Below are 11,821 nucleotides of genomic sequence, written 5' to 3' on the forward strand. Positions count from 1 at the left end.
AGCGCGGGCCTTCGGCAATTCGAAACGGGCGTCGGTGGGATTCAGCGCTTCTTCGACACCCCAATCAAACGGTGCTCAAAACGACGCAACCATCGCCCCCTTGAACTGCTTCGTGATGAATTCCTTCACTTCCGGCGACTGGTAAGCCTTGACAAGCTTCTTCACCCACGGCTGATCCTTATCCTTCACGCGCACCGCGATCAAATTCGCGTATGGGCTCGTCAGCGATTCAAGCGCGATCGCATCCTTGGTCGGCTGCAGGTTCGCTGCAAGCGCGTAATTCGTGTTGATCACCGCCGCGTCGACATCGCCCAGCACACGCGGCAGTTGCGCGGCATCGAGTTCGGTCAGCTTCAGCTTCTTCGGATTGTCGGCAATATCCAGCACGGTCGCGTTATTGCCGCCCGTGCCTGCACCGGCTTTCAGCTTGATCACGCCCTGCGACTGCAACAGCAGCAGCGCGCGATTCTCGTTGGACGGATCGTTCGGCAACGCAACCTTCGCGCCGGCCGGCAGATCCTTCAACGACTTGTATTTCTTCGAATACACGCCGATCGGCGAGATATACGTGAGGCCGACGCTGACGATCTTGTAACCGCGCTGTTTGACTTGGCTGTCGAGATACGGCTGATGCTGGAAGCTGTTCGCGTCGAGGTCGCCCGAATCGAGCGCGGCGTTCGGCTGCACGTAGTCGTTGAACTCGATCACTTTCACGTCGAGCCCTTCTTTCTCCTTCGCGACTTTCTGCACGACCTGCCAAACCTCGGCGTCGGGCCCCGACACCGTGCCGACCTTGATCGTCTTGCTCTGCGCATATGCGCCGGCAGAAACGGACAGCGCGGCCGCACCGGCCGCCACCGCGGAAACCACCTTCAGGAGAGTGCGACGCTTCATCTGTTTTTCTCGCTTGCTGGAACCATTCAGGCTCGATAAAAGGAGCGCGACAGCCTGTTAGGCCAAGCCGCACCTTGGAAAACGCAGATGGTGTCACAAGATCGAAGCGCTGTGAAATACATCCCGCTTATATGGGTATGGAGCAGCGTCATGCGCGGGCCGGCTCCAAACCGCCCGCGTATTGCCGCCTCAAACATCGAGCGCCGACGCCGGAGGCCGGCGCGCGCCGCCACCGCTCAATCGAGCAGCAGCTTCAGATCGTGGACCCACGGCCCCGGCCCCTGGCCATCGCGCACGAACAGGCGGAGCTTGCCGCTGGGATCGAACACGTAGCTCGCGGCAGTGTGGTCCATCGTGTAACTGTCAGGCGTCTTGCCCGGCACCTTGGCGTAGTAGATGCGGAAGTCCTTCGCGATCTTTTTCAGTTGCGCATCGTCGGCGGGCCGCAGCGCGACGAAAGCCGGATTGAACGCGCTCGCGTACTGCGACATGATCTGCGCGGTATCGCGCTCGGGATCGACGGTGACGAACAGCACCTGCACGCGCTTGCTGTCCGGGCCGAGCTGCTGCATCGCCTGCGCAAGCTCCGCGAGCGTCGTCGGGCAAACGTCCGGGCAATGCGTGTAGCCGAAAAACAGCACGACAGCGCGCCCCTTGAACTCACCGAGGGTGCGGATCTTGCCCGCCGTATCGGGCAATGCGAAGTCGGCGCCGAACTGCGTGTTGCCGGTGATGTCGAGATTCTGGAACGCGGGCTGCTTGTCGCAGCCCGCAGCCGTCAATGCGAGTGCCAGCGCGCAGGCGAACAACCAGCCGCGGCGCGCGCGGCGTGCAAACAGGGATTTGAGCATCGCAGTCGAAGCGAAAGAGTCACATCCCGATCACGGGACGCGCGTAGTGATCGACGAGCAGCGCCGCGAACAGCAGCGACAAATACACGATCGAGTAACGGAACGCACTGCGTGCGAGCGCATCCGAGTAATCGCGGTAGATTTTCCACGCGTAGCCGACGAAGATCGCGCCGAGCAGCACCGCGCTCGTCAGAAAAACGATTCCGCTCATGCCCGAGATGAACGGCATCATCGACACGGCAAACAGAATCAGCGTGTAAAGCAAGATATGCAGCCGCGTGAATTTTTCGCCGTGCGTGACGGGCAGCATCGGCAGCCCCGCGTTCTCGTAATCCTTGCGGCGGTACAGCGCGAGCACCCAGAAGTGCGGCGGCGTCCAAACGAAGATGATGAGGACGAGAATCCACGCGTCGCCCGGCACCGCGCCCGTGACGGCCGCCCAGCCGAGCGCCGGCGGCATCGCGCCCGATGCGCCGCCGATCACGATGTTCTGCGGGGTGGCGGGCTTGAGCAGCAGCGTGTAGATCACCGCATAACCGACAAACGTGGCGATCGTCAGCCACATCGTCAGCGGATTCGTGAACGTGTACAGCGTGAACGCGCCGGCGCCGCCCAGCACGGCCGAGAACAACAGGATCTGCGCGGTGGTGATCTCGCCGCGCGCGGACGGACGCCACGCGGTGCGCCGCATCATCGCGTCGATTTTCTGCTCGACGAGGCAATTGATCGCGAACGCCGCGCCGGCCAACAGCCAAATGCCGACCGTGCCGCCGACGAGCACCTTCCACGGCACCATCCCCGGCGTCGCGAGGAACATCCCGATCACGGCGCAAAACACCGCAAGTTGCGTGACACGCGGCTTCGTCAGCGCGAGGTATTGGGATAGGCGGTTACCGGGATGTCGGGAAAGCGTGGTGTCCATGCTTGGTAGGCGTCACGCGGGCGCGGTATCGCGCGCGGGTTGCGCGATGCGGCCGGAACGGCTTGAAAGGATGCGCAAGTTTAACATGACGACGAGCAGCAGCAGGACCGCAGCCCCGCCGTTGTGCATGACCGCGACGGGCAACGGCCACTGTAGCACGATGTTCGTCAGGCCCGTCGCGCATTGCAGCGCGACGACGGCGAGCACCCCATCGGCCGGCCGCCGCAACGACGCGAAGCGCCGCACCTTCAGCGCGAACGCAACCAAATAGGCCACGACGACGAATGCGAAAGTCCGGTGCGTCCAATGGATCGCAACGAGCGCGTCCTGCGTGATCGCGTCGCCGTCGTTTGTCATGCCCAGCGCGCGCCACAGATGAAAGCCGTTGCGGAAATCCATCGACGGAATCCACGCACCGTTGCAAGTCGGGAAATCGGTACAGGCAAGCACCGCGTAGTTCGTGCTGACCCAGCCGCCCAACGCGATCTGCGCCACCAGCAGCACGAGCGCCGCGAGCGCCGCCGCGCGGTAGCGGCCGGCGGCGGCGTCGATCGCGGGCGGCGGGGTGAGCCGCGCGGCCAGCCAGCCGAGCGAGCCGAGCAGCGTCAGCCCGAGCAGCAGATGGATCGTCACGATCACGGGTTGCAGTTTCATCGTCACGGTCCACGCGCCGAACGCGCCTTGCACGAGAATCAGCATCAGCAGGCCGGTCGGCCACCACGGCGACACGCAGAGCGTCCGGCCGCGCAGCCGCGCCGCCCATGCAATGACCATCTGCGCGATGATCAGCACGCCGATGGCCATCGCGAAATAGCGGTGCACCATCTCGATCCACGCCTTCGTCATGCTGACCGGGCCGGTCGGCATCGCCTGATGCGCGGCGGTGATCGCCGCATGCGCGATGAACGGCGACGACGTCCCGTAACAGCCCGGCCAATCCGGGCAACCGAGGCCGGAATCGGTGAGCCGGGTAAAGCCGCCGAACATCACGAGATCGAGCGTCAGGAAAGTCGTCACCCAGACGAGCTTGCGGAATTTGTCATCGTCCGCCTTCACCCATACGTAAGACAACGGCAGCAACGCGATACAGAGGCCGATCAGGCCGAGTTGCAGTAGATACATCGGTTCTTCTCTCCTACCTTCGTCGCCGGGCGCGGCCGGCGCTTTAGCCGATGCTCGACCACTTGAGGAGCTTGGTCACGTCCCGCTTGATCTTGCTCGGGTCCGGGTCTTTCGGGAAACGCATCATCAGGTTCCCGCTGGGATCGACGATATAGATATGGTCGGTCACGCGCGTGCCCGCATCGGCCGGCAGCCATGCCGCCACGGCGGCCGGATCGGCGCGCAGCTTGCGGGTGTCCGGATACGCGCGCTCGATCGTCGCGGGCACCGCCGCCGCATCGCTCTTCAGCCAGACCATCGTGATCCGCTGCCGCTCGCCTGCCTGCGTCGCGCGCACCTGACGCATGAAATAGAGCTTCTTTGCGCACGCGGCATCGCATGCGCCGCTGTCCTCCATCACGAACAGCCAGACGCCGCGCAGCGACGCAAGCGGCACCGCCCGCCCGGCCTCATCGACCACGGTCAGCTCAGGCGGAATCGGCCGCTGCGGCTCGATCAACGTACCGTAGTTTGTCGATCCGCCGTTCGGCTTGATCACGTAATACGTGAAGTACGACGCAATCACGGGCGCCGCGCAGACGAGCGCAAGCGCGAGCAACACCCAGCGGCCCCGCTGCCAGGAGCCGCGCTGCGCGGATGCCGTTCGCGGAGCATCGGCTGACTGCTGCGTCGGACGAGAAGAATGCATGTTCATGAACCTCTTGAAACATTGAAAACGGGACGCGGCGCCACGCCACGCAAGCCGGCCGGTTCGGCCGCACCGCGCCGGATCGTCCAAACTATGGCGAATCAAGCCGACGCTTAGCCAGACGGCGCACACCTTACGTCATACGCTTTACGGCATGCCGGCGGGATTCAGACGATGCGCGCACCATTCTCCGCGTTGCCGTCCAACGGCCGCACCCGCCTGCCGCACCTGAATGACGAATCGGCCGGCGTCAAGCCGCATCGGCACGCCCGGCCTGCTTTTTTCCCGGACGCCTCGCCGCTCGCCACGCGGCATAAAGGCCCAACCCGGCCGCCGCCGCCGCCATCGCCCACCACTGCAACATATAGCCGTAGTTGCGCTCGACGCCCATCGTCGGCGCAGGCCAGTCGCGCACCAGGTGGTCGCCGTCGTCGCTCGTCTGCTGAATCACGAACGGCTGCAGCGGCAAGCCGGTTTCGCGCGCGTAGGCGGCAACGTCGAGATTCTGCCGAATCCTTTGCCCCGCGGCCGACCCGCCGCTGCCGAGTTCGAATACGCGAGTCGCGTCGCGACGCGCGATGCCGCTGAGCGTCACCTCGCCCGCGGGCGTCACGAACGGCTGGATCGCGGTACGGTCGGCGATGTTGCGCGGCAACCAGCCGCGGTTCACAAGCACATAACCGCCGTTGGCCAGCTTCATCGGCATCACGACGTAAAAGCCGGGCTGATCACGGTAGGGCCGATTGTCGAGAAAAACAGCGGCTTCACGCATGAAGCGCCCGGTCGCGCGCACGCGATGGAACTCGATCTCGTTGAGTTCAACGCGTTCGCGCGGCACATCGACCGGGCTCGCGTGCTCATAGCGCGCGATCTGCGCATCGAGCGCCTCCTTCTGATGCGCGCGGTCGCGCTGCCAAAAGCCGAGCCGCACCGTCACCGCGATCACGGCAAGAATCAGCAGCGCGGGCAACCAGCGGACCTTCATCGCGCCAGCCTCCGGAGGCAGCCGCCGCGCGGCTGAAATGAGATAATCGAGATCTCCGTTACGAACTGCCGCTTTCCGGCCAGCTTCATGCACATTCTCGTTCCGATCGCCTTCGTTCTCATCATTGCCAGCATGGCATCCGCGCTGTATTTCATGATGCACGACCGGGGCCATACGAAGCGGATGGTTTGGTCGCTCGCGATGCGCGTCGGATTGTCGATCTCGTTGTTCCTGTTCATCCTGATCGCAAACTGGATGGGCTGGATCCATTCGACCGGCATTCCGATCGGCCGCTGATACGGCCGGGTGCGGCATATCGCCGCACACACGCCACCATCAAGCAAAAACGCCGCCCGACAAAGTCGGTGCGGCGCGTCGGCCCAGTTGCCGGCGGCGCGTACACAGCGCATCGGCAAATCAAGCCAGCAGCCCGCGCGGGCATCGCGCGGGCCGTTTCCGTTACAGCCAGTAGACGACGACGTAAAGACCCAGCCAGACGACGTCGACGAAGTGCCAATACCACGCTGCGCCTTCGAATGCGAAGTGGTGATCCGGCTTGAAGTGACCGCGGATCATCCGCACCAGCACGACCGCGAGCATCGTGCCGCCAAGGAACACGTGGAAACCGTGGAAGCCCGTCAGCAGGAAGAACGTCGAGCCGTACACGCCGGAGCCGAGCGTCAGGTTCAACTCGTTGTATGCGTGGAAATATTCGAAACCTTGCAGGAACAAGAAGCAGACCCCAAGCACGAGCGTCGCGGCAAGCCATGCGATCGCCTTGTTCCGGTGATCTTCACGCAGCGCGTGGTGCGACACCGTCAGCGTCGCGCCCGACGACAGCAGCAACGCGGTGTTCAGCGTCGGAATCGGCCACGGGCCCATCGTCTTGAAATGGCCCGCGAGTGCGGCCGGCCCTTCGTTCGGCCAAACGGCGGAGAAATCCGGCCAGATCAGCTTGTAGTCGAGGCTGCCGAGTTGGTGCAGGGCGATTTCACGCGCGTAGAAAAGCGCGCCGAAGAATGCACCGAAGAACATCACTTCGGAGAAGATGAACCAGCTCATGCTCCAGCGGAACGACTTGTCGACATTCTTGCCGTACATCCCGCCTTCCGATTCGCCGATCGCATCGCCAAACCAGTGATACAGCGTGAACAGCAGCCAAAGCAGGCCGACGAGCGCGGTAAAGGGCGCCCACGGCTCGCCGTTGATCCACAGCGCGAACGATCCGAGCATGACCAGCAGGCCGATGGCCGCGCTGATCGGGTGCTGCGACGGATGCGGCACAAAATAGTACGGGCTCTCGTTTTGACCGGTCATGCTTGATTCTCCACTTCAGTCCAATTTGTTCCGGAACGCTCCGGCTTATTTCTCGGCGACGCACGCGGCGCCGCCTCGCTTGTTGCATCCCGGCACGCGCAATCGGCGCGCCGTCTCAATCCGTATTGACTACCCCACCACCGCGTGTACGACGAGGATCAACACGGCGATGAAGATCGCCGCGCCGATCAGCGCGGCGCTCAACACGTGCAGCGGGTTCAACTGCGTCGCGTCGGCCTCGAGATCGCGCCGCCGCCTCACGCCGAAAAACGACCAGAGCACCGCCTTCATCGACTGTGCGAATGTGCCTTTTCTACCCATTTCGCTCATCATCGTCGCCTCCCTCGGTCTTACGCGGCGGGCTTCGCCGCAGCGCGGCCCGGCTCTTGCGCCGCACCGCGAGCAGGCGCGGGCGCATTCAATTCGAAGAACGTGTACGACAGCGTGATCGTTTTCACGTCCTTCGGCAACTTCGGGTCGATCACGAACACGACCGGCATGTCACGTGTCTCGTGCGCCGCGAGCGTCTGTTGCGTAAAGCAGAAACACTCGATTTTCTTGAAAAACTCGGTGGCCTGCTTCGGCGCGTAACTCGGAATCGCCTGCGCGACCACCGTCCTGCCCTGGCCGTTCGTGACTTCGTAGACAACCGTCGTCAATTCGCCCGGATGCACATCGATGCTGCCGAGCTTCGGCTTGAAGCCCAGCGGCCCACGCGCGTTCGCATCGAGTTCGATCGACACCTTGCGGCTGTAATCGACCTGCGTATTCTTCGCCTCGCTCGCGCTGACGTCGCGCTGCAGCAGGTTGTTCAGGCCGGTGATCTGGCAGATCGCGCGGTACATCGGCACCAGAGCGAAGCCGAAGCCGAACATCAGCCCCGCCACGACGACGAGCTTCAACAGCATCGACCGGTTGAACGCGCGATCGACATGCGCGCCGGACTTCGACATCACGACTTCCTCAAGTACTGCGTCAGGACGTGGACGCAATCCACTGCCTCACGACGGCACCCACAAAAAAGACGGCGGCGACGATCACGAGGATCAGCCCCATCCGCTTGTTGCCCGCGCTGATCTGCTCGGGCGTGCGTCTTTGTTGTGGATTCCGGGTCATGCGTAGGTTCGTATTGCTTCGATCGGAACCGCCGCCCGCGTCATGCGACGCGAGCGGCGATTACCGGCCAATCGTTACTCGACCGTCGGCGGCTGCTCGAACGTGTGGAACGGAGCCGGGCTCGGGATCGTCCATTCGAGGCCCGTCGCGCCATCCCACGGCTTGTCACTTGCTTTCTCCAGTTCGCCGCCGCCGCGGTAGGCGGGCAGCACGACCGCGAACAGGAAGTACACCTGCGCGAGGCCGAAGCCGAACGCGCCGATCGTCGCGACCTGGTTGAAGTCGGTGAACTGCGCCGCATAGTCCGCATAACGGCGCGGCATGCCGGCGAGGCCCAGGAAGTGCATCGGGAAGAACGTGACGTTGAAGAAAATCATCGACGCCCAGAAATGGATCTTGCCGCGCGTTTCGTTGTACATCCAGCCGGTCCACTTCGGCGACCAGTAATACCAGCCGGCGAACAGCGCGAACAGCGAACCCGCGACGAGCACGTAATGGAAGTGCGCGACGACAAAATACGTGCCGTGATACTGGATATCGAGCGGTGCCATCGCGAGCATCAGGCCCGTCAGGCCGCCGAACGTGAACACGAACAGGAAGCCGATCGCGAACAGCATCGGGGTTTCGAACGTCATCGAACCGCGCCACATCGTCGCGAGCCAATTGAACACCTTCACGCCCGTCGGCACCGCGATCAGCATCGTCGCGTACATGAAGAAGAGCTGGCCCGTGACCGGCATGCCGGTCGCGAACATGTGGTGCGCCCAGACCATGAACGACAGGATCGCGATCGACGCCGTCGCGTACACCATCGAGCTATAGCCGAACAGCGGCTTGCGCGCGAACGCCGGGATCACCTGCGACACGATCCCGAACGCCGGCAGAATCATGATGTACACCTCGGGGTGGCCGAAGAACCAGAAGATGTGCTGGTACATCACCGGATCGCCGCCGCCCGCCGCGTTGAAGAACGACGTGCCGAAATGGCGGTCGAACAGCACCATCGTGATCGCGCCGGCCAGAACCGGCATCACGGCGATCAGCAGGTACGCGGTGATGAGCCAGGTCCACGCGAACATCGGCATCTTCATCAGCGTCATGCCCGGCGCGCGCATGTTCAGGATCGTCACGATGATGTTGATCGAGCCCATGATCGACGACGCGCCCATGATGTGCACCGCGAAGATCGCGAAGTCCATGCCCGGGCCCATCTGCGTCGACAGCGGCGCGTACAGCGTCCAGCCGGCGGCCGTCGCGCCGCCCGGCGCGAAGAACGAGCCGACGAGCAGCACCGCCGCGACCGGCAGCAGCCAGAAGCTGAAGTTGTTCATCCGCGCGAACGCCATGTCGGATGCACCGATTTGCAGCGGAATCATCCAGTTCGCGAAGCCGACGAACGCCGGCATGATCGCGCCGAACACCATGATCAGGCCGTGCATCGTCGTGAGTTCGTTGAAGAACTCCGGACGCATGATCTGCAACCCCGGCTCGAACAACTCGGCGCGGATGCCGAGCGCCATCACGCCGCCCGACAGGAACATGATGAACGAGAACAACAGGTACAGCGTACCGATGTCCTTATGGTTGGTGGCATACAGCCACCGCCGCCAGCCGTGCGGCGTTTCGTGCGCGTGGTCGTCGTGCGCGTGGCCCGCGGTTACGTCGTGCCCGATGCTAGACATGAGAATCTCCTAATGCGAATACGTCGACAAACACAGCGACACGTCAAGCCGCCGGGCCGATCTCGACCCGCCGGGCTTCCTTCGCGTCCGCCCCGCCCGTGATCGTTTCCGGCTTTTTCATGATGATGCGCGCTTCGGCGACGCCCGCGGCTTTCAGCGCATCGCGCACCGCCTGCGCACGATGCTTCGCCAGCTCCTCGTTCGTCGCGACCGAGCCCGTCTTGTCGGTATAGCCCGACAGCACGAGCTTCGCGTCCGGATGTGCGTTCGCGTAATCGACGGCTGCGGCGATCGCGCCCTTCGCGTCCGCGGGCAGCTCGCTCTTGCCGATCTCGAAGTAGATCGCAGCCGGCAGCGCCTGGGCTTGAGCCTGCTGCGCCGGTGCGGACGCGCCCGATGCGGCTTCGGCGGCGGGTGCCGCGGCGGCCTCGCCCGCGGCCGGCGCGCTGTCCTCCGGCAACTTGCCGTTACGCGCATCGGCCACCTGCTTCGGCTGCAGCGAGTCGCCCTTATGGTTGCCCCACGAATTGCGCTCGAACGTGATCACCGACGCGATGTCGAGATCCGACAGCGACGCCCACGACGGCATCGCGCCCTTGCCCTTCAGCACGCGCTCGACGTGCGCGGCGATCGGACCGTTCGCGATCTGGCCGCCATCGATTGCCGGGAATGCGCCGAGACCCTTGCCGTTCGGCTGATGGCACACCGCGCAGTTCGCCTTGTAGACTTCCTCGCCGTGCGCGATCAGCTCGGCGCGCGTATAGACCTTGTTCGGATCGACCGCGCCCGCGGCGAGCTTGGCCTTCTGCGCGCTCACCCACTTCGCGTAATCGTCGTCCGACAGCACCTCGACGACGACGGGCATGTACGCATGCTCCTTGCCGCACAGCTCGGTACAGAAACCGCGGTAGGTGCCGACCTTGTCGGCCTTGAACCACGTGTCGCGCACGAAGCCGGGAATCGCATCCTGCTTCACGCCGAACGCGGGCACATACCAGGAATGGACGACATCGTTCGCGGTCGTGATGATGCGAATCTTCTTGTTAACCGGCACGACGAGCGGATTGTCGACTTCCTGCAGATAGGTATCGGAAATCGGCTTCTGGCCGTTGACCTCGCTGCGCGGCGTCGTCAGCGTCGACAAAAAGCCGATGCCTTCGCCCGGACCCTTCACGTAGTCATACGCCCACTTCCATTGGTAACCGGTGACCTTGATCGTCAGATCGGCGTTCGTCGTGTCCTTCATTGCGACGACGGCCTTCGTCGCGGGCAGCGCCATCAGCACGACGATGATGAACGGCACGATCGTCCAGATGATTTCGACCGTGGTGCTTTCGTGGAAATTGGCGGCCTTGTGGCCTTTCGATTTGCGGTGCGCGAAGATCGAATAGAACATCACGCCGAACACGCCGACGAAGATCACCGTACAGAGGATCAGCATCATCGTGTGAAGGTCGTAAAGCTCCTCGGCAATCTTCGTCACGGGCGGCTGGAGATTGATCTCGTTGACGCGGGGGCCGCCCGGGCTGTCGCCGACCGCCGCAGCGGCACCGGCGAAGAGCAGCCCGCTGCATGCCAGCACGCCCGTGAGGGCTCGCTTGATTGTTTTCATAGCTTCCTTACCCAAAATTTCCATTCAAACCCTGCCCCGCCGCAGGCCGCCCGCTACACCGGCCACCCGTTTCAGCCACCGCGCATCAACGATGCACGTAGCTCGCGCGCAAACTGAGCGCGCCGGTATTGCGCAAGATGCTGCCCGATCACGAACGCTTCGCCACGCGATACCAACCTGATCGGATCGCACGGCGACTCGCCCGGCTCGACCCTCACCCAGTCCGGGTTCAATTCGATCTGCGTCAGCCGCTCCGCGCTCATCCTCTCGATGATGAGCCGGTGACGAAACAGCCGGATGCGCTCGTAATCGACTGCATGGCGCGCATAAACGATAAACGCGACGCCTACCGCCAACAGCTCGATCCCGGTAAACGGCAGCACGAGCCATGCTCCGCGCCAAAACAACAGGACCGCAATCATCAGCGAGCATGCGGCGAGCGAGACATAGAACGTCACGAACTGACGCGGCGACACCGAGCAGTTGCGTTTCATCAACCAGTCCTTCAGGACCGGCTCGGCATCCGGCAAACCTTCCGCTGCTTCCATCGCTGCCTCTCGCGAACGACGTCTGATGCTTGGCTCCAACTGCTCGTCAAAGCGCCGTCCGACCGGTATTGTGGGACACCCCCA

14 protein-coding genes are annotated in these 11,821 nt (G+C 63.5%); 1 reads left to right on the top strand and 13 read right to left on the bottom strand.

Translation table 11 applies throughout. The features are described from left to right. Nucleotides 1-75: 75 nt before the first annotated feature. The 6 genes from AQ611_RS15765 to AQ611_RS15790 form a co-directional block, all read right to left on the bottom strand. Nucleotides 76-894: a MetQ/NlpA family ABC transporter substrate-binding protein gene (locus AQ611_RS15765; RefSeq protein ID WP_059517716.1), complete on the bottom strand. Its 819-nt coding sequence runs from the start codon at nt 892-894 to the stop codon at nt 76-78. 236 nt (nt 895-1,130) lie between these two features. Continuing rightward, on the bottom strand, nt 1,131-1,745 hold the full coding sequence (locus tag AQ611_RS15770; protein ID WP_069235025.1) for an SCO family protein: 615 nt from the start codon (nt 1,743-1,745) through the stop codon (nt 1,131-1,133). Nucleotides 1,746-1,764: 19 nt separating this feature from the next. Next, complete coding sequence (gene cyoE, locus AQ611_RS15775) at nt 1,765-2,667, bottom strand: heme o synthase (RefSeq protein ID WP_059517712.1); 903 nt, start codon at nt 2,665-2,667, stop codon at nt 1,765-1,767. Between the two features lie 12 nt (nt 2,668-2,679). Next, the gene (locus tag AQ611_RS15780) at nt 2,680-3,789 is read right to left on the bottom strand and encodes a COX15/CtaA family protein (RefSeq protein WP_069235026.1); all 1,110 of its coding nucleotides are present in this window, start codon (nt 3,787-3,789) and stop codon (nt 2,680-2,682) included. 43 nt (nt 3,790-3,832) lie between these two features. Then, entirely contained in the window at nt 3,833-4,477 is a 645-nt protein-coding gene (locus AQ611_RS15785; RefSeq protein WP_083237410.1) for an SCO family protein, read from the bottom strand. Nucleotides 4,478-4,727: 250 nt separating this feature from the next. Beyond that, the gene (locus AQ611_RS15790) at nt 4,728-5,462 is read right to left on the bottom strand and encodes an SURF1 family protein (protein WP_069235028.1); all 735 of its coding nucleotides are present in this window, start codon (nt 5,460-5,462) and stop codon (nt 4,728-4,730) included. Nucleotides 5,463-5,549: 87 nt separating this feature from the next. Here AQ611_RS15790 and AQ611_RS15795 point away from each other — a divergent pair, with 87 nt between their 5' ends. After that, a complete protein-coding gene (locus tag AQ611_RS15795; RefSeq protein WP_059569691.1) occupies nt 5,550-5,759 on the top strand; it encodes a twin transmembrane helix small protein in 210 nt (69 codons plus the stop codon). A gap of 162 nt (nt 5,760-5,921) precedes the next feature. On the opposite strand, the gene AQ611_RS15800 is transcribed toward AQ611_RS15795, so the two are convergent. The 7 genes from AQ611_RS15800 to AQ611_RS15830 all read right to left on the bottom strand — a co-directional run bounded on the left by AQ611_RS15800 (nt 5,922) and on the right by AQ611_RS15830 (nt 11,737). Then, entirely contained in the window at nt 5,922-6,779 is an 858-nt protein-coding gene (locus AQ611_RS15800) for a cytochrome c oxidase subunit 3 (RefSeq protein WP_059517702.1), read from the bottom strand. 129 nt (nt 6,780-6,908) lie between these two features. Next, nucleotides 6,909-7,109, bottom strand: coding sequence for a DUF2970 domain-containing protein (locus tag AQ611_RS15805; RefSeq protein ID WP_059518026.1), 201 nt, complete (start codon nt 7,107-7,109; stop codon nt 6,909-6,911). Nucleotides 7,110-7,129: 20 nt separating this feature from the next. Next, nucleotides 7,130-7,732, bottom strand: a complete 603-nt coding sequence (locus AQ611_RS15810; RefSeq protein ID WP_059518024.1) for a cytochrome c oxidase assembly protein — start codon at nt 7,730-7,732, stop codon at nt 7,130-7,132. Between the two features lie 22 nt (nt 7,733-7,754). Next, complete coding sequence (locus AQ611_RS15815) at nt 7,755-7,895, bottom strand: cytochrome oxidase small assembly protein (RefSeq protein WP_069235029.1); 141 nt, start codon at nt 7,893-7,895, stop codon at nt 7,755-7,757. A 74-nt stretch (nt 7,896-7,969) separates the two neighbouring features. Next, nucleotides 7,970-9,577: a cytochrome c oxidase subunit I gene (gene ctaD / locus AQ611_RS15820; RefSeq protein WP_059517699.1), complete on the bottom strand. Its 1,608-nt coding sequence runs from the start codon at nt 9,575-9,577 to the stop codon at nt 7,970-7,972. 43 nt (nt 9,578-9,620) lie between these two features. Continuing rightward, the gene (coxB, locus tag AQ611_RS15825) at nt 9,621-11,213 is read right to left on the bottom strand and encodes a cytochrome c oxidase subunit II (protein WP_069235030.1); all 1,593 of its coding nucleotides are present in this window, start codon (nt 11,211-11,213) and stop codon (nt 9,621-9,623) included. A 47-nt stretch (nt 11,214-11,260) separates the two neighbouring features. After that, nucleotides 11,261-11,737: a DUF2244 domain-containing protein gene (locus AQ611_RS15830; RefSeq protein ID WP_059517694.1), complete on the bottom strand. Its 477-nt coding sequence runs from the start codon at nt 11,735-11,737 to the stop codon at nt 11,261-11,263. Nucleotides 11,738-11,821: the final 84 nt, after the last annotated feature.

Source organism: Burkholderia singularis (assembly GCF_001718875.1).
GTDB lineage: Bacteria > Pseudomonadota > Gammaproteobacteria > Burkholderiales > Burkholderiaceae > Burkholderia > Burkholderia singularis.

Coding starts and splice junctions, on each gene's coding strand:
- AQ611_RS15765 (WP_059517716.1), bottom strand. CDS start 894: ATGAAGCGTCGCACTCTCCTGAAGGTGGTTTCCGCGGTGGCGGCCGGT.
- AQ611_RS15770 (WP_069235025.1), bottom strand. CDS start 1,745: ATGCTCAAATCCCTGTTTGCACGCCGCGCGCGCCGCGGCTGGTTGTTC.
- cyoE (WP_059517712.1), bottom strand. CDS start 2,667: ATGGACACCACGCTTTCCCGACATCCCGGTAACCGCCTATCCCAATAC.
- AQ611_RS15780 (WP_069235026.1), bottom strand. CDS start 3,789: ATGTATCTACTGCAACTCGGCCTGATCGGCCTCTGTATCGCGTTGCTG.
- AQ611_RS15785 (WP_083237410.1), bottom strand. CDS start 4,477: ATGCATTCTTCTCGTCCGACGCAGCAGTCAGCCGATGCTCCGCGAACG.
- AQ611_RS15790 (WP_069235028.1), bottom strand. CDS start 5,462: ATGAAGGTCCGCTGGTTGCCCGCGCTGCTGATTCTTGCCGTGATCGCG.
- AQ611_RS15795 (WP_059569691.1), top strand. CDS start 5,550: ATGCACATTCTCGTTCCGATCGCCTTCGTTCTCATCATTGCCAGCATG.
- AQ611_RS15800 (WP_059517702.1), bottom strand. CDS start 6,779: ATGACCGGTCAAAACGAGAGCCCGTACTATTTTGTGCCGCATCCGTCG.
- AQ611_RS15805 (WP_059518026.1), bottom strand. CDS start 7,109: ATGAGCGAAATGGGTAGAAAAGGCACATTCGCACAGTCGATGAAGGCG.
- AQ611_RS15810 (WP_059518024.1), bottom strand. CDS start 7,732: ATGTCGAAGTCCGGCGCGCATGTCGATCGCGCGTTCAACCGGTCGATG.
- AQ611_RS15815 (WP_069235029.1), bottom strand. CDS start 7,895: ATGACCCGGAATCCACAACAAAGACGCACGCCCGAGCAGATCAGCGCG.
- ctaD (WP_059517699.1), bottom strand. CDS start 9,577: ATGTCTAGCATCGGGCACGACGTAACCGCGGGCCACGCGCACGACGAC.
- coxB (WP_069235030.1), bottom strand. CDS start 11,213: ATGGAAATTTTGGGTAAGGAAGCTATGAAAACAATCAAGCGAGCCCTC.
- AQ611_RS15830 (WP_059517694.1), bottom strand. CDS start 11,737: ATGGAAGCAGCGGAAGGTTTGCCGGATGCCGAGCCGGTCCTGAAGGAC.